Origin of the sequence: Capsulimonas corticalis (assembly GCF_003574315.2) — a bacterium.
In the GTDB taxonomy this organism is placed as follows: Bacteria; Armatimonadota; Armatimonadia; order Armatimonadales; family Capsulimonadaceae; genus Capsulimonas; species Capsulimonas corticalis.
Genome location: NZ_AP025739.1, coordinates 1,108,512 through 1,126,147 on the forward strand (window position 1 = coordinate 1,108,512; position 17,636 = coordinate 1,126,147).

Below are 17,636 nucleotides of genomic sequence, written 5' to 3' on the forward strand. Positions count from 1 at the left end.
TCACACAGAGCATGGACAACTCCACGCCGCTCCGCTTCGCTCCAACCACCATCTGCCGCCCATCCTCCACTCTTTGGATGCTGATTGTGGTTTTCGGAACCTTGGGCCTATTCTTCCCTTTCATGGCGTACGATATCGCGCATGGCCATCACCTCCAGCCGCCCGATCCCCTGGGCGGAGCCATATGCCTCACCATAGGAATTCTCATCTTAGCAGGATCAGCGACAGCCGCCTATTATGCCCTGCACGCCCGCGTCGAGGCAGACGGCCAAGGAATCCGGCAACGGCGCTGGCGCGCATGGCGAACAATTCTTTGGAGCGAAGTGACGGATTACTACCTCTTGCCGCTTCACTCGCATGTGGGACGCTGCGTCGTTGAGTCGGCGCAAGCCACCATCAATCTCTCGTTCAATGATTGGAGCCATCTCGACGCTCTCCAGAACACCATAACGCGCTATGCGACCGGCGCGCCGCACTCCGAATGGGGCATCCTCGGCTGCCGCGCCCACGAGACACGCTCCCAGATCTTCCAATATTCCAAATCGGCAATGTCCCAGGAAGCAATCACGCTGATGGTGTGGTGGGCGATAAGCATCGCCTGCATCTTTATCGAAAAATTCGTGTCCCGACAGGAATGGGCGTCCATCGTGGAGGAATGCGCCTCTTTGCCAGCGATGGCGCTGCTCGTCACGACAATATTCACCGGCCAAATCCTGGACATCCATCGAAGGCGAAGCCAACGAATCGAGACAAGCCCCGCCGGTCTCACTTTCACGGATCACGAACGGACAATCTCCGTGAGCTGGAGCGACGTTGAGGAATATGAGTACACGCACCATGGATGGCCGGTAAAGACACGGATCGTATATCAGGTGCGGACGACAGCGGGAAATTTTGATTTTACGCCTTCGATCAAGGATTGGATGCTGCTGAACGCCATCATTCGCCACTGGGCGCCGCCGGCGTCCCTCATTGCCTCAGAAGCGGAAACCGGCGCGCTCGGCGGTGAAAGCGCACGCTGGACGGGCGGAGCGCCCGGCGTCGGCGACAGAGTTTTCCACTATCGCACGCGAATAAACCGCATGGGTCTCTGGCTGCCAAGCATACTTACCATTATTCTTCCCTTCGCCTATGAGATTGCCAAGTGGGCTCAGACACCGAATTCGTCCAGCCCTTTGAGTCCGGCGATACTTTATTCCATTTGCGTGGTGATTACATTGTGGGGGTGGTGGCGATTTTATTCCGCTCGGATCGTAATCAACGACACGGGAATACTCGAACGCTCCATATTTGGCCCGCGTCGCATGTTCTGGAGCGAAGTCACTTCTATCACGAGGAGCAGCGATATAGTTACGTTACATGCGGATGATCAGAAAGTTCGATATTGGTGCACCATCGCGGATTTTGACGGACTAAACGCGGCGATTGAGCGCCATACATCGCTCCATGTCCCCGAGACGATGAAGAAGAGAAACTAACGGACGGAGCCGGCAACCTTCCGCCCACGTCTCCGTCTTACCAAATATGGACAATGTGAATATAACAGCGCCCGAGCACCCCATCATCTGCCGCCCTGACAAAAGCGGCTGGGGGCTCTTCGCCCTGCTCGCCCTCGTGTATCTTGGCCCAACAATCGCCCTTGTGATCATACAATGGCGAACTCCCGCATCTCAAATCGGCGTACGATTTCTCTTCGTCGTCGTTCTTGCCGCCTTTACCATCTGGGCCTATTGGATGCTGCATGCGCGTGTGGAAGCGACGGTGCAAGGTCTGCGCTGGCGCGGGTTTGGCGGATGGAAATTCGCGGCTTGGCGCGATGTCCAGGATTACTATTTTCTGCAGCTCAAGAAAGATCAGAAGACTTACGTTGTGGAGACGAGTATCGGGAAACTGCGAATCACTTCGTTCTATGTGTGGAGCGAAGCGATGGAGAACGCCATCACCCAGCACACCGTCCACACATCTGTCCACGCTTGGGGGCAGCTTGGATGCCGTAGCGAAGACGTTCCCGCGCTCCGCTTTTACTACTCCGTCCGAGAGGTCCGAAGGAATATGGCGTTCATGACGTTTCTCGTAGCGGCTCTTCTATTATTAACGGCTCCCATGTGCGTCTCCAGCTTCCATTCGTCCCTCCAGAGTCTCGGGTGGTGGTGGGCAATCGCCGAAGGAACCATTGAGTTAATCGTTTTCGGCGCGCCCTTGGCGTGCGGCCTTCTTTTAATCCCCACAGGCTGGCGCGCACTCAAAGTCGCGGATCAACACATCGAAACCAGCGCGGAGGGGATCGTCTTTACGGACGGCGCCCAGCGCATCGAGGCCAGATGGGAGGAAATCGTCCGGTATGGCGTTCCTCGGGACACACTCAAATCGACGTTCACGAGCCCGTTTTACATCCATACGGACGCCGGCGCATTTTCATTCACCCCACACCTGCACGATTACGCCCTCCTCTGCCACATCGTTCGCCATTGGGCTCCAGAAAGTGCGAGTGAGTGGAATAATAATGAGCGAATGGAAGCACTCGGCGGAGACGCGACACTCTGGACGGGTGGATTCCCAGGCGTCGGCGAGCGTATCTATCACTACAAAACTCGCACTAATCGAGCATTTTTGTGGGCTCTTGCCTGTTTTACGGCGACTCCATTCGGCGTACGAGTGCTGGAGCGATCTCTCGGCGTCCCACCGCCGCCGCTGGACGCGGGAACGGAGTGTGTCCTGGCGGCGCTTTGTCTCGGAACCGGTTGGGCGGCGTGGCGCTACCAAGCCGCCCGAATTGGAATCGACAACCACGGCGTCACCGAACAATCGGCGTTTGGAACACGGCGGCTGACCTGGGAGGAAATTCGCCATTGCGCTTCCGGGGAATGGGTCGTCACACTCCAAGGAGACAACGGCGCGATTCGCTTCTGGCAAACAATTTCTTACGGGGACGAGCTGATGGCGGAGATCAAACAGCGAGCCGTCAATAGCACGCTTACGGATTGGAAGGAGAAGTAAACGCGGGAGACGGACCGTGGCGGCAACCTTTCATCCTGTTCTTAGTCTCACCCAATATGGACAAAGTAAAGTCGGAACCGACGACGTTTCCAATCATCGCTCGCCCCAACGCCGCTGCCTGGGTATTGATCGTCATGTTCAGCGCGCTTGGCGCTTTCTCGCTGTTCGCCGATGATATCCTCGGAGGGCCGCACGCGCAGCACCGCATCGATTCTTTCCTTATCGTATGCGCAGGAATATTCAGGAATATTTCTGACGCCGGCGGCGGTGCTGGCCTACTACACCCTGCATGCGCGATTTGAAGCCACGCACGCAGGGCTCCGCTGGCGACACTTCGGGCGCTGGACGAGCGTTCGATGGGAGGAGATTACAGATTACTATTTGACGATCCCCGATCAGCATCGCGAGACGCCGGCAATTCAGGTTTCCGGCAGGCGACACATCATTTCCCGAGGCTGGACGCGGCATGCGGCGCTGCTGTCAGCGATTGAGCAGCACGTATCGACACCAGCTCCAGGATGGGAGCTTTTGGGTTGTCGGCCTGGAGAATGGTCCATACAAGAGTTTTTCTATGATCCCGCACGGCGCCAACGCCGGATCGTGGGATGCGGCGTATCGTGGATTTTCGTCACCGGATGCTGCCTCGCGATGGGGTTTCGCCACTTTACTCAAACAACCCAAACCCTCGGCGTCGGGTGGGCGCTGGCGCAAGTTGGTCTCTTTTTGCTCTATGACATCCCAATCACATTAATCATCACCGCCGTCATTGCTCCTGAGAAGGAAGCGTTCAGCCGGCGGCGCCATACGATCACGACAAGCGCCGTCGGCATTCGATTTTCGGACGGTCAGCGCGCCATAGAAGCAGCATGGAGCGACATTCTTGCTTATGAAGAAGGCGTGCTCGGCAAGCGCTTCGTGGAATATAGCCGCAATTGCATAAAAACCAAGCAAGGGGATTTCGATTTCACGGTCGTGATTCATGACCAAAGGCATCTCTGCCGAATCATCGACCACTGGGTACCTGACACGGCGCGGGAAAAGCCAATTCCAGGCGAAGGCGTCATTGGCGGCGAAGGGTCTCTCTGGACCGGCGGCCAGATTGGAGAAGGCGAGCGCGTTTATCACTATCGCGTAAGCGCCACACGAGGATTGCTGCTTGTGTACGCCTTATTTCTGCTTGCTCCCGTTTTGAGCGGTCTGGTCAACGGCTTTGGGGATGTCTGGCGGGACAAAACCATTCGCATCATTGAACCGCTGGAATGTATTTCATTTTTAGGATGCGCCTGGGCGTATTTCCATACATCCGTAACAGTCACTGACAACGCTCTCATACAGCGTTCACTGCTTGGAACTATTGTGATTCCTTGGCAAGACGTCGTCAGCTATAAAAATGAGGAAGGCATGCGCCAGGTGATCAGCCGCAGTAAACACATTCGGTTTTCCGCGCCAATCGCCGATCTTGAAGGTCTGCAAACGGAAATCGAACGCCGCGCGGTCAATAGTGAGAATAAAGGATGGGGTAAAATAAGTAGAGGCTATCAGGGAGAAAATCATGTTACTCACAATTGATATCGCCGACACATCTCGCGAGGCGATTTATGCCGTATAGCTTACTACGACACACAAAAAAGCGTCTGCTTTGTAAAAATCACAAAGCAGACGCTTTTTTGGCGTTTGGCGCAGGCCGTTTATAACGGCTTGCGGTAGAAGAACGGGATCTGGAGCTCGAAGCCGATGGCGCGGTGGTCGGAGAGGCGTTCGGTGCCGCCGACGAAGAGGACGCCGCCGGGTTTGAGCGATTCGTAGAATCCGCGATAGATGCGCTCTTTCGCCGGGTCGGTGAAGTAAATCACGACGTTGCGGCAGAGGATTAGATCGTATTCGGCTTTCGGGTACGGGCCGGCCAGTAGGTCGTGCTTGGCGAACTGGCACTTGGAGCGCAGGTGCGGCGCGGATGTCCAGGCGTCGGCGCCGGCGCTTGGGAAGTGCGCGGCGCGGCGCTCGGGCGAGATGTTGAGCATGTCGGCCGAGTTGAAGCGCGGGTCGCGGGCGCGGGCCAGGATCTCGGTGTCGATGTCCGTGCCCTTGATGCGGTGCGGGACGGCCGGCGAGATCTCGTGCATCAGCATCGCCAGGGTATACGCTTCGGCGCCGTAGGAGCAGCCGGCGCTCCAGATATTCAGGGCGGCGTTCTTGCGCTGCGCCATCAGCGGCGGCAGAACCTTCTTCACAAGGTCATCGAAGCGGTTCGGATTGCGCAGCAGCTCCGAAACGTTGATCGTCATCTTGTCCAGAAAGCCCGCCAGCAGCTCGGCGTCTCGCTCCATGGCGTTGTAATACGCCATGAAGGAGTGGAAGCCGGAACGGGTCGCCATGGTGCTCACGCGGCGCCGCATCTGCTCCGGCTTATAGTCCGCAAGCTTGATGCCGGTCTTCGCCTGGACCTTCTTAATAAAGCTATCGTAGTCGGCGTCATCGAAGCCGCCGCCCGCAACCGGCGTCGGGGCAGGAGAGAATACTGGAAGTGTCATGACTTACTCTTATGCTTTCCGTGCAATTTACGATTTGAGCGCGAGTTCGCGCGGCTGCGCCGCCAGCAGACTGACGTCCCGGATGGATTCCACGGCTTTGGCGACGTCCATGATCAGCGCGACGCGGCCGTCGCCCAGGATCGTGGCGCCGGAGAGGCCCGTGATGTCGCCCAGCAGCATTCCCAGCGACTTGATGACGACCTCCTGCTCACCGGCCAGCGCGTCGACGCAAAGTCCGATCTGCTTCTCGCCGAAGCCGACGATCACAACATAGGCGTCATCGGGGATCCGGTCGGCGGCGGTGGCGCGGGGATTGCCGCACAGGACATCCGCGACATTCGCCAGCGGGACGGTCTTGCCGCGCAGAACGATCACGGCCTGCCCGCCGACGGTGCGGCGGACGATGCCGCCGTTGCTTTCGCCCAGACGCAGCATCTCGACCACCGAGCTCAGCGGAATGACGTAAGTGCCGCCGCCCGCCTGCACCAGCAGGGCGCGGACGATCGCCAAAGTCAGCGGCAGATGGATCGTAAAGCGGGAGCCCTTCCCGACCTTGCTGTCGAGCAGGATGCGTCCGCCCAGCTTCTCCAGGTTCGAGCGCACGATGTCCATCCCGACGCCGCGGCCGGAGATATCGGAGATCGTCTGCGCCGTCGAGAAGCCCGAAGCGAAGATCAGGGACAGCGAGTCGCGATCGGTCATCAGATCGGCGGCGGCCTGGGTGATAATGCCCTTCTTGACGCCGGCGGCCTTGATCTTGACGGGGTCAATGCCGCGCCCGTCGTCGGTGATCTCAATAACGATATGGTTTTCTTCGTGGCGCGCGCCGAGGGTCACCACGCCCACGCGCGGCTTGCCGGCGGCGATGCGGCCTTCCGGCTCTTCCACGCCATGGTCCACGGAGTTGCGCAGCAGGTGGATCAGCGGATCCCCCAGAACTTCCAGCACCGAGCGATCCAGCTCCGTCTCGCCGCCCAGCATCTGGAAATCGATCTCCTTGCCGGTCTTTTGCGCGAGGTCGCGGATCATGCGCGGCATCCTCTGGAAGACGCCGTCAATGGGCAGCATGCGCGCCTTCATGATCTCATCTTGCAGCTCGCCGGTGATGCGGGCGATTCGGTTCGTCGCTTCCAGCAAGTGGCTGGCGAGCTCGTCTTGCGGATAACGCTCGCGCAGGTCGCCGCTGATGCGGGCGATCTGCGTTCGGTCGATCACCATCTCGCCGATCAGGTTCAGCAGGTTGTCCAGACGGGAAACATCGACGCGGATCGTCTGCGAATGCTGCGCTGGCGCGGCGGCCTCCGCGGCTCGCGGGGCCGACTTGGCGGCGGGCGCTTCCGAGGATTTGGCGGCGGGCGCTTCCGGAGCCTTCGCAGCGGGCGCCTCGGCGGGTTTCGCCGGCGCCGCTTCGGCGACAGGAGCCGGAGCGCTTTCGACCAGCGCCAGGACCGGTTCCGGCGTGGCCTCCGCTGCGTCCGAAGCCGATGCTTCGGCGGCGGAAGCGACCACCTGGCCTTCCCACTGGCTCACGACGATCTTTTCGATCTCCGAGATTCGGCTCAGCGGGCTCATCACCTCATCATGGTTATGCTCGGTGGCGAAGAGAAGCTGGAACTTCAGGTCAAACGCCTCGTCCTCCAGCTGCTCCTCACGCGGATCGGAAACCAGGACGGTTCCCAGCGCTTCCAGAGCGCCCAGCACCATGAAGACCCGAACCGACTTCATCAGACACTCGGGGTTGAGCTCCACGCCGATATGGAAGACGCTGAGGCCCGAAGCGCGCGCTTCCTGAATGGCGGTCAGCTCAAAATCGCTCACGGGAATATCGATCGACGGGGCCGGCGCGGCTTCGACGGCGGCCGCTTCGGCGGCCGGCGCGGTCGAGGCCGGAGCCGCCTGTCCAAGGCGCAGGGCGTTGAGGCGGGCGACAAGGCCGGGAATATCTTTATCCGTCTCGGAATCGTCGCTGTTATTGCTGACGGATTCCACAAGCGATGTCAGAGCGTCCAGACAATCCAGAAGGGCGTTGACGATATTCGTATCGACGCTTAGCTTGTCGTTTCGCAGATCGTCGAGGATGTTCTCCATCTCGTGAGTCAGATCGCCAATCGCCATGAAGCCCATGGCGCGGCTGGATCCCTTGAGCGTGTGGGCGGCGCGGAACAGCATCTGGAGCATCTCGATCGAGTGGTCTCCGCGCTCCATCTTCAGGATGTTGGTCTCAAGCAAATCGAGCTGCTCGCGACCTTCATCAAGAAATACGCCGAGGTATTGGGACATATCTGTGTTAATCATAAGAATCATCCTGTCCGAGTTGGGAGTAAGCGCGTCAGATCATTACACAATTATTATCGGCGAACTCCCCGGAATCTTTACTAGTTTTAGCGCATGGCGGCGACGGAGCGCGATCGCAGCGAATCCGTCACCGCCGAAGCGAGATCATGCAGCGGCAGCAGATGCGTGACGCCGCCCAGATCGACCGCCGCCTTCGGCATGCCGTAGACGACGCACGTCGATTCATCCTCCGCGAACGTGACGGAGCCCAGGTCGTGCAGCGCCTTCATTCCGCGCGCGCCGTCCTTGCCCATCCCGGTCAGCAGAACCACGGTGGCCCGCGCGCCGTAAAGGCGATGGATGGACGCCAGCGTGACATCCACCGAAGGACGCACGCCATGCACTGGCGGCTCATCCGTCAAATGGATCGCGCCATGGCCGTCGACTTCCAAATGGCGGCCGCCCGGCGCAACCAGCGCGCATCCGGCGCGCAGAAGATCGCCTTCGGCGGCTTCGCGCACTTCAAAGGGCGATTCGGCGTCCAGACGCTTGGCGAGCGACGCCGTAAAGCCGGGAGGCATGTGCTGAACGATCAAAATGGGAACGTTCAGTCCCGCCGGCAGCGACGGAATCAATGTCTGGAGCGCGCGAGGGCCGCCCGTCGACGAGCCGACGACCAGGATGCCCCCGGCCCGAGAGCCGCCATGCATGACCGAAGCCGCCACGGGCGGCGCGGCCGGCGCGGCGGATAACCCGAGCGGAGCGCGCCGCGCCGGCGCTTCGGGCGCGGCCGGCTCCGGCCGCTTGATCACAAAATCGGGGACCGAAGCCGCGCGAGCGCTCGGACGGAACGGAGCATGCCGCAGGCGAGCGGTCGCCGCCATGCGGATCTTCACCAGAAGCTCCGCGGCGACTTTTTCAATGTCGAGCGAAATGGAGCCGGACGGCTTGCCGACGAAGTCGACGGCGCCCGCCTCCAAACATCGCATGGTCATGTCCGCGCCAGCCTGAGTCAGCGAGGACAGCATGACGACCGCCGTGGGCCGTTTCTGCATGATCTCGGTCAAGGTCGTGTAACCGTCCTTGACCGGCATCTCGATATCCAGAGTGATCACGTCGGGCTGCAGAGAGTCGAGCTTCTGCAGCGCATCCGCGCCGTCGCGAGCCTGACCGACAACCGTCATGCCGGCGTCACGAGAAACGATCTCGGTGATCATCTTGCGCATGAAGGCGGAATCATCCACCACGAGTACTTTGGTCGGTTCCGGCATTGCTTTACCAATCCGCAGGTGCGGAAATCAACAGGGCTGTATCAAGAAGTCGTCTGACGAAGTTACGCCGCTTTTTGCAGCTTCGTCAGCGCGTCGGCGTCCTGCGCGCAGGTCGTCAGCGTCTTGTAAACATCCAGCAGGATGATCAGGCGATCGTCGGCTTTGTTGTCGCCGCCGGACGCAATGCGTCCGATCCCGGTGATGCATTCGGTCTCCAGCGAGGCGACGAGCTGCGACGGCGGATCGATGGCCGACGCCGACAGGCGCAGGACTTCCGAGACCGCATCGACGATCAGGCCGGCCATGATGCCCTGCACATCGACGATGACGATTCGCATCGCCTTCTTGCGCTCTTCCTCAATCGGCTCCAGGCCAAATCGATCGCGAAGATCGATCACGGGGATGATCCGGCCGCGCAGGTTCATGACGCCGCGAACAAAGGCGGGAGCCTTCGGAACGTGGGTAATCGACTGCGGGGTGATGATCGTGTGGATATGCGCGATGTCCACGCCGTAAACTTCGCCGCCCAAATGCAGCGCGACGATCTGTCGCTCGGCGTCCGTCGAAACGGCCGGGTTGTCTAAAAGCTCAGTAGCCATGGTGGGTTCCTCCAAGAGTAATGCGATAAGAAAGATAACGAGATCTTTGGGCCGCCGGATTAGGCGGCGCGGGCCAATGTGAAATCCTCGGTTTCGTACGGTGTTTCCGGCGCCTCGAAGCGGAACTGCTCCACGGCCTGCGTCAGATCCCGCGAAACCATAGCGAGATCCTCGGACGCCACCACCAGTTCGGCGATGGAGCGCTGCTGCCGCACGGCCGTCGCCGCCACGGTCTGCACGGAGGCAGATACTTCTTCGGCGGACGCGGACATCTCCTCGGCGGCGGCGCTGCTTTGCTCCACCACGGCCGCGACATCTTCAATCGAGTGCGAGACGTTCGCGGAGGCGGCAGCCATCTGCTCGGCGGCGGAGCAGATCCCCTGAACCTTGCCCGTCACGGTCTGCACGACTTCCTGAATGCGGGACAGCGCCGCGCCGGACTGCTCGGCGAGCTGCGCGCCGGCCTCCACCTCGCGGGCTCCGGCCTCCATCGCGGTCACGGCTTCTTCAGTCCGGTTCTGGACATCGGCGATCAGGCCGCCGATCTCACGCGTGGCGGCGCTGGAGCGCTCGGCCAGTTTGCGGACTTCATCGGCGACCACCGCGAAGCCGCGACCCGCCTCGCCGGCCCGCGCCGCCTCGATGGCGGCGTTCAAGGCCAAAAGATTGGTTTGCTCGGAGATCGCGCTGATCGTCTGCACGATATTTCCGATCTGGCCCGACGCGTCGCCGAGCATATGGATCACGCGCGCCGATTCGGACACGGTTTCACGGATGCCGCGCATTCCCGTCACCGAGCGCGTCACGATCTCCGCTCCGGTCGCCGCGACCCGGTTCGCTTCCTCGGTCGCCTTTGTCGCCGACTCGGCGTCGCGGGCAACCTCACCCACGGTGTGAGCGAGATGCTTGAGCATGTCGGCGCTTTGCGAGATCGTCCGCGCCTGGCTGGAGTTGCCCTGCGCGACTTCGCTGGCGCCGCGCGCCGATTGTTCGCTGGCGTGGGCGACTTCCTGCATCGTGGCCCCAATCTCTTCCGCTCCGCCGCCGACGCTCTGCGCGGCGCCAGCCAGAGTGCTGGAAGCGTAGGCGATCACCGCCGCCGAATGCTGTAGTTTCAGCACCAGCGCGCCCAGCGATCCCTGCGAGACCTGGAAGGATCCCGCCATCGAATGCAGGTCCGTGAGCAATGCATTGTAGGTGTGGGCGATATCGCCGAACTCGTCTCGAGTATCGTGCGTGAGCGCCGTTCCCCCGATCACAATTTCCTTGGAGAGGTTACCGATCTCCATCTCCTGAATGGCGTCGCTCAAACTGACGACGCAGGTGGACCGCAGGGCGTCCAGGCTTTCGCCGACGCGGCGCAGCGTTCCATTGATATAGCGTGTGATGACCGTCGCCACACCCCCGCCTAAGAGAATGGCGAGGATCAGCAGCAGGCCGATCAATTCATTTCCTTGTCTGTAGGCTGCGGAAGCCCTTGAGGCGTAGTTCTCCGCCTGTCGGGCGTTCCGATCCATCATGTCCTGCACTTGGTCCGTCGTACTGAGAAACGCATCGCGCATCGGTCCGCCGAGCATCTTGGCGCTTGCCTTGAGATCCCCGGAACGGCTCAGCTCCAGAAACGAAGATTCTTGAGCCGTATTCGCCGCCCAGGACGATTTGAGCTTGTCGTAACTGGACTGCTCTTGCGCCCCAAAGACCGTCGGTTCGTAAGACTGAAGCGCCTTGTCCGCGGAAACACGCGCCGTCGCCAGATCCGTTTCGGCCTTTGCCTGCTTGGATTTGGAGGCCAGCACATGCCGGTACTCGATCGTCCGATATTGCCGGGCGTACGAATTGAACTGCGCAAGCCGCGTCGTGCTCTTCAGGGAATCGTTTAAGATCGCCTGTGTCAGCGCGTTTACCTGGGTGTTATGGACCAGGGCGACCGCGCCGATCGTGGCGCTCGCCGCCACTCCGGCGCCGAACGCGAGCGCCAATTTGCGCGCCGTCTTCAGATGATAGAACCAATGCATAAGTCCGCGGTCTCGCTTCCGTCGTAACGACGGTAATCTCCAACCCTGCGTTATTTGCGTCCCTGCAGTCCCACGGTAATCGACAGCTCACCCTGCTCCAGGGTGATGGGAATGACGATCGCCGGAATGGACAGCGTGCTGATTTTGACGTTCGTGCCGCGAATAATCGTCGGCGGCGTAATATCGCAGATAAAGCCGGCTTCCGAAAGCTTGGACATGGCGTTGCCGCTGATCATGTTTCCGAGCTCCGCAATCGCGCTCGCCGCGAGCTGATCGAAGACTTTGATCGGCTGTCCGAGCATCGTCGTCGCAATCTTATCGGCGACCTGCAGCGACATGCCGTAGATCACCTGTCCCTGCACCTGCCCCGTGACGCCGCAAACGACGTTGCACTGCTGGCTGGTGAACGTGGCGGGCTGCATCGCCAAGTTACCCTTTACGGGCCGGTTCCCCAAGACCATCTCCATAACGGAAAAGCTGGCCTCTACGAAGGGGTTGATATACTCTACTTTCATCATAATGATCCCTTCCCAACTTATCCGATGAGTTTCTTGATGCTTTCCAGCACCCGTTCCGGCTGAAACGGCTTGACGATAAAGTCCTTGGCTCCGGCTTGGATCGCTTCAATGACCATGTTTTTCTGTCCCATAGCGGTACACATGACGACATTGGCGGCCGGGTGCTTGCCCTTGATCGTGCGCGTCGCCGTAATTCCGTCCATGATGGGCATGGTTATGTCCATCAGGACGAGGTCCGGCTGATGCGCGTCATACTTGTCTACGGCTTCCTGACCATTAGTGGCTTCCCCAACAACCTCATAGCCATTGGCTACCAGAATGTTCTTGAGTGTGACACGCATGAACAGAGCGTCATCGGTGATCAGTATTTTTTTCGACATCACAGTTATGCTCCTCGATTTGGTCACGCTGCTGCGGAAAAGAACCACTCCAAAATACGCTTGGGAGCAGGCTTCCTAAAAACGTTGACCCGCGATAATTATTGGTTTCCTACCAGAAATCTAGAGTCGAAATTTCCCGGGCGCTCCCGGAGCCGGACAGACTCGCTCCGTTCGAGAAGGAACACGGCTCCGCAGAAGAGCGGAAACTGGGAAAGATACTAGGAAAATCGACGAAAAGGGTGTATACTTTCTAGCGTTGATGGGCAAGGGAGCCGGCGACGCACCCGCGAATTTATGCGCTTTCCCAAACCCGCCAGTCTTTTCTCCCGAGATCCATAGGGTCGCCAAGCACGTTCCTCGCGGCCAAGCATCGTCGCGCGCCAAACCGACGTATTCATCCCGCGAGAAATAAGGATGTCAATTCCTCATGTCTAAACCTGTTCTGTCGAAACTTCGCAGCGCCGCTCCCGTCTGCCTTTTGCTGGGCGGAGCCGCCGTCGCCGCCACGATGGCGTCCGGCCAGTCCCCGCAGGACCCGCGCTACGCCGCGCCACAGCGCGCGTACTCGGACCGAGATCCGCGCACGCCCAGCATGGCGCCCACGGACCCGCAAGTCATCCCGGCGGCGCCGGCCGACGGAGCCGCTGCGAACGACCCGACGCAGCCCGAACGCCGAGCCCAGCGCGTCCGCCCGCAGCCGGCGGCTCCCGACAACCCGCTGGTGATGGTCAATCCGGAAAAGACGACAGGCAATCCCACGATCTACTACGACCGCGACGGGAAGCAAAAAACCACCAATCCCATCGCGCCGGACCGAACCGACAAAGACTACCGGATTCAGCCGGAAGCGCCGCAGCCCAATCAAAGCAAGCAGCAGCGCCTTCCCCTGTTCGGATATAATTTCTTCCAGCCCGCGCGCCAGCTGATCACCGCGCGCCGCAGCTTCCTGCAGCAGCGATACGCCGCTCCCGCCAGCGCGAACGCGAATCGCCCCGGAGTCGCCGGCCCCGTCAGCCGCCGTCCCAATATCGGCGCCAATGGAAATCCGAACCCCGCCTTCGGCGGAAACCGCCCGCTGGACACCCAGAACGATCCGTTCGGGCTGATCGGCAATCCACCGCAGCTGAACGGCTATGGCAATGGTTACGGCGCGACGCCGAACGCCCCGTACGCGCTGAACGGCCCGGGCGCCGGCGGCAATTATGGACAGCAAAGCGGCGTTCCGGGCCAATACCCCTCAGGGCAATACGATCCTCGCGCCGCGCAAGGCCAGTACGACCCCAACACCGGGCAGAGCTACGGCGCCGACCAGTCCGCCCCCAACCTCTATGGACGCGATACAAACGGCGACCAGCAGGACTGGCGAACGGGGGCGAGTTCCGACGCAGCGCCCGACAACGGTTCGACGCAAGATTCCCAGGGGAAAGCCGCCGCGCGAAATCGCGCTCCGAAGGATCCGTACGCCAATGAGCCGGCGAACCAGTTCCAGGATTCCAGCTCGCGCGCCTACGAAGACGGCTTGAAGCCCTACCCCGCCGGCACATACTATCCGCCCAAGCACGCCGCCGCCAGCTCCCTCGGAAGCCGGGGCGGTCTCGCTCCCTCAAGCGATCCGTACGCGCAGAATAACGGCGCTTATGGAAACCGGGGATCGTTCTACGACCCATCTCTCAATCCCAATGGGACCGGTCTGCCCTATGGATCCACGCCGGGCGGCGACGCTTACGGCGGCGCCTATGGCGATGGAACGGGCGTCGGCGGCAATAGCGCGCGCTCGGAAGAGAATCAGTTCTACGGAAACGCATCGGGCGCGGACCAGAGTTTGACCGGCGATTCGTCCTCCAATTCGTCCGCAGGCGCGGTGGGCGGACGACCGAACACACCCGGCGATCTGAGCCGGTACAGCGATGACTCGGTCAACGCCTTCAACCAGATCTCCGACCCGCTGGACCAGCTTTACCGCAACGTCACGGCGTCCGCCCCGGCCAACTACCAGCTCTCCGGCGGCGACATCCTGACGATCCGCTACTGGACGCCAACACAGGCGTCCCGCGAGTTCTCGCGCACGGTGGACGCACAGGGCGCGGTCACGCTGGAAGGCATCGGCCGCCTGGTGGTTCGCGGACAAACGCTCGCGCAGGCGGAAAACACGCTGCGCCATCGTCTGGCCGGATACTATAAGGGCGCCGATGTCTCCGTGACGCTGCGGGAGCTGCGGACCATTCCAGTGACCGTCGGGGGAGAATCCTTCGCGCCGGGCACCTACACCGTCCCCGCCGTCTCGACCGTGTTCAATATCCTCTACGCCGCCGGCGGCCCGACCGCCGACGGCTCCCTACGCGGCATCGAGATCCGCCGCCAGGGCAAGCTGATCGGAACATTCGACTTCTACTCGTTCATCAACGGCAAGACGCCCGCGCCGGACGTTGCGCTGCAATCGGGCGACTTGATCTACATCCCGCCGCGTATCTCGCGCGTGATCGTCAAGGGCGAAGTGCGGCAGCCCGCGATCTTCGAGCTGAAGCCTGACGAGCGATTGGACGACGCCCTGCGCTACGCCGGCGGCGTCAAGCCCTCGGGCGTGGATCAGCGCGTGCAGGTCAGCACCGTCGTTCCCGGCGCGGAGCATGTGCTGCGCGATGTCAATGTCAAGAAAGTTACGGAAGTCAAAGCCGTGCCGTTGTACGATGGCGACGAAGTCGAGATCTTCTCCGTGCGCAGCGTATTGGCGAACCGCGTGACTGTCGAAGGCGCGGTCGACCAGCCCGGCGACTACGCCCTGCAAAACGGCATGCATGTTTCCGACCTGCTGGAGCGGGCTCGCGGCCCTCTTTACAACGCTTATCTGAGCCGCGCCGATCTGTACCGGTACAACTCGGACAATACGCTGACGCTCATCCCGGTGGATGTGGAAAAAGCGCTCGCTCACGATCCGACAGCCGACGTCGCGCTGACCCGCTGGGACCGCTTGAAGCTCTACTCCCGCCAGGAAGTCTCGTGGACCGGCCAGCGCGCCGTCACCATACGCGGCGCCGTGCAGCGGCCAGGGATCTACTACCGCAGCGACAACATGAGCGTCCGCGACCTGCTGCTCGCCGCCGGCGGAACTCTGCCGGAAGCGTACCTGGGACGGTCCGCCCTGCTGCATCAGCACAGCGACGGCACGTTCGCCTACGATTATGTCAACTTGGAGACGCTGCTGGCCGGCGACGCCACGCAGGATGTCAAGGTTCAGGACAACGACGTGCTCGCCGTTTACAAGATCGGCGAAGCGCAGTTCGAGCCGAACCACGTCGTGATTGTCCGCGGCGAAGTCGTGGCGCCGGGCACCTATCCGCGCGGCGAAGGCATGCGGCTGAGCGACGCGCTCAAGCTTGCGGGCGGCTTCAAGCCGAACGCCGGCACGCAGGTGATCGTGACGCACGCCCACAAGATCGGCGATCCGCCGAACGCGACGCTGACCACGAGCACCGCCGTCTACGATAATGAGCGCCAGACCGTCACGGACGGCGACCTCGTGCTGACGGATGGCGACGTGATCGCCGTCCAGGGCATCGGCGGCATCAAGGACCATGTCGGCGTCATCACCGTGAAGGGCGCGGTCAACCATCCAGGCCCGATCACGCTCACCAAGCAGCTTCGCCTGAGCGATGTCCTGCGCGAAGTCGGCGGCCTGCGGCCCGAGGCGTTCCCGGAAGGCGCCGAGTTCACGCGCGATCCGGAAGTCCTGGAGACCGCCGGACAGCGCAGCCTGACCAGCGTCATCATTCGATTGAACGATCTGCTCAACCAGAGCGCCTACAAGCGCGAACAGGCGAAATCGGACATCGAGCGCATCAAGGCGGCCGATACGGCGACGGGCAATTCGGCGATCGCGATTCCCGGCATCACCGGCGCCGCGACGCCCAGCGCCACCGCCACCGCCGTCGCCACTCGCCTGTCGCAGCGAGACCTGGTCACGCCCAGCCGCCTGCTCTCCGATGACGACCTGCAATCGAACGGCAACATCGCTGTGAACCTGCCGGAAGCCATGCGGAAACCTGGCGGCAGCGAGGATATCCTGCTGGTAGATGGCGATACGATCACCATTCCCGAGCAGCCGACCACGATCCAGGTCGTGGGCGCGGTCTTCAATTCGCGCAGCGTTCTGTACAAGCCCGGCGCGCCCATCTCCTACTACGTGGAGCAGGCGGGCGGCTTCGCTCCGGACTCGGCGAACAAGCAGATCGAGATCATCCACGCCGGCGGCGGCCTGATCCCGGCCGACAAGGTTCGCACACTGCGCCCCGGCGACGTCGTCCTCGTGCCGACGCGCGTTCTGGCGGAGAAGATCAGCAGAAACAGCAACGTATTCAACGATATCTTCAAGAATATCCTGAGCACGGCGCTGATCTTCAAGCTGCTGCGGTAACCACGATGATCATTCTCAGCCACCGCGGTTACTGGAAAGCCACGGAAGAGAAAAATACGGAGACGGCTTTTCTCCGCTCGTTTCGCCTGGGCTTCGGAACGGAAACGGACGTGCGGGATCACGATGGATCTCTGGTGATTTCGCACGACCCTCCGACCTCCGCCGCGCTATCGCTGGATCGTTTCCTGGAAATTTACCGAGAAGAGGGCGCCGGCCTACCGCTGGCGCTCAACATCAAAGCAGACGGATTGCAGGCCGCGCTCAAGGGCGTCCTCGCGCGCTTTCAAGTCACGAACTATTTCACGTTCGACATGTCCCTGCCGGATATGCTCCATTATTTCGTTCAGAATATCCCCGTACTCACCCGGCAAAGCGAGTACGAGCCACAGCCTCTCTGCTACGAACAGGCGGACGGCGTATGGCTCGATTGTTTTCAGGGAGATTGGATCGACGAGCAAACTGTGTCGGGCCACCTCGACGCCGGTAAGCGAGTTTGTATCGTCTCTCCGGATCTGCATCGCCGGCCGCACGAAGCGTTCTGGGAGACGATGGCAGGCTGGGAAACGCGCCGGAGCAATCGGCTTCTGCTATGCACGGACTTCCCGGAAGACGCGCGCGCCCGCTTCCAGGAATAAACGTT

12 protein-coding genes are annotated in these 17,636 nt (G+C 61.2%); 5 read left to right on the forward strand and 7 right to left on the reverse strand.

All coding sequences use genetic code 11. The annotated features are described in order from the left end of the window. Positions 1–11: 11 nt before the first annotated feature. The 3 genes from D5261_RS04720 (at position 12) to D5261_RS04730 (ending at position 4,566) form a co-directional block, all read left to right on the forward strand. Positions 12–1,478: a hypothetical protein gene (locus D5261_RS04720; protein ID WP_119320924.1), complete on the forward strand. Its 1,467-nt coding sequence runs from the start codon at positions 12–14 to the stop codon at positions 1,476–1,478. Between the two features lie 55 nt (positions 1,479–1,533). Then, positions 1,534–2,997 carry a hypothetical protein gene (locus D5261_RS04725; protein WP_125205920.1) on the forward strand — a complete coding sequence of 488 codons (1,464 nt, stop codon included), beginning with the start codon at positions 1,534–1,536 and terminating at the stop codon, positions 2,995–2,997. A gap of 147 nt (positions 2,998–3,144) precedes the next feature. Next, positions 3,145–4,566 (forward strand): hypothetical protein, encoded by a 1,422-nt coding sequence (locus tag D5261_RS04730; protein ID WP_125205921.1) that lies wholly within the window; start codon positions 3,145–3,147, stop codon positions 4,564–4,566. Positions 4,567–4,685: 119 nt separating this feature from the next. Here the strand turns inward: D5261_RS04730 and D5261_RS04735 are convergent, their stop codons facing one another. From D5261_RS04735 to D5261_RS04765, 7 genes are all read right to left on the reverse strand, one after another. Further along, positions 4,686–5,528, reverse strand: a complete 843-nt coding sequence (locus D5261_RS04735; protein WP_119320928.1) for a CheR family methyltransferase — start codon at positions 5,526–5,528, stop codon at positions 4,686–4,688. 27 nt (positions 5,529–5,555) lie between these two features. Then, a complete protein-coding gene (locus tag D5261_RS04740) occupies positions 5,556–7,823 on the reverse strand; it encodes a chemotaxis protein CheA (RefSeq protein ID WP_165864117.1) in 2,268 nt (755 codons plus the stop codon). 86 nt (positions 7,824–7,909) lie between these two features. Beyond that, complete coding sequence (locus tag D5261_RS04745; protein WP_119320930.1) at positions 7,910–9,073, reverse strand: protein-glutamate methylesterase/protein-glutamine glutaminase; 1,164 nt, start codon at positions 9,071–9,073, stop codon at positions 7,910–7,912. Positions 9,074–9,135: 62 nt separating this feature from the next. After that, complete coding sequence (locus D5261_RS04750; RefSeq protein WP_119320931.1) at positions 9,136–9,672, reverse strand: chemotaxis protein CheW; 537 nt, start codon at positions 9,670–9,672, stop codon at positions 9,136–9,138. 59 nt (positions 9,673–9,731) lie between these two features. Further along, a complete protein-coding gene (locus D5261_RS04755) occupies positions 9,732–11,687 on the reverse strand; it encodes a methyl-accepting chemotaxis protein (protein WP_119320932.1) in 1,956 nt (651 codons plus the stop codon). Between the two features lie 50 nt (positions 11,688–11,737). Continuing rightward, entirely contained in the window at positions 11,738–12,205 is a 468-nt protein-coding gene (locus tag D5261_RS04760) for a chemotaxis protein CheX (RefSeq protein WP_119320933.1), read from the reverse strand. Positions 12,206–12,222: 17 nt separating this feature from the next. After that, positions 12,223–12,585, reverse strand: a complete 363-nt coding sequence (locus D5261_RS04765) for a response regulator (RefSeq protein WP_119320934.1) — start codon at positions 12,583–12,585, stop codon at positions 12,223–12,225. Positions 12,586–13,012: 427 nt separating this feature from the next. On the opposite strand from D5261_RS04765, the gene D5261_RS04770 reads away from it, so the two are divergent. Both D5261_RS04770 and D5261_RS04775 read left to right on the forward strand, forming a co-directional pair. Then, entirely contained in the window at positions 13,013–16,996 is a 3,984-nt protein-coding gene (locus tag D5261_RS04770) for an SLBB domain-containing protein (RefSeq protein WP_119320935.1), read from the forward strand. Between the two features lie 5 nt (positions 16,997–17,001). Further along, positions 17,002–17,631 carry a PI-PLC domain-containing protein gene (locus tag D5261_RS04775; RefSeq protein WP_119320936.1) on the forward strand — a complete coding sequence of 210 codons (630 nt, stop codon included), beginning with the start codon at positions 17,002–17,004 and terminating at the stop codon, positions 17,629–17,631. The last annotated feature ends 5 nt before the right edge of the window (positions 17,632–17,636 follow it).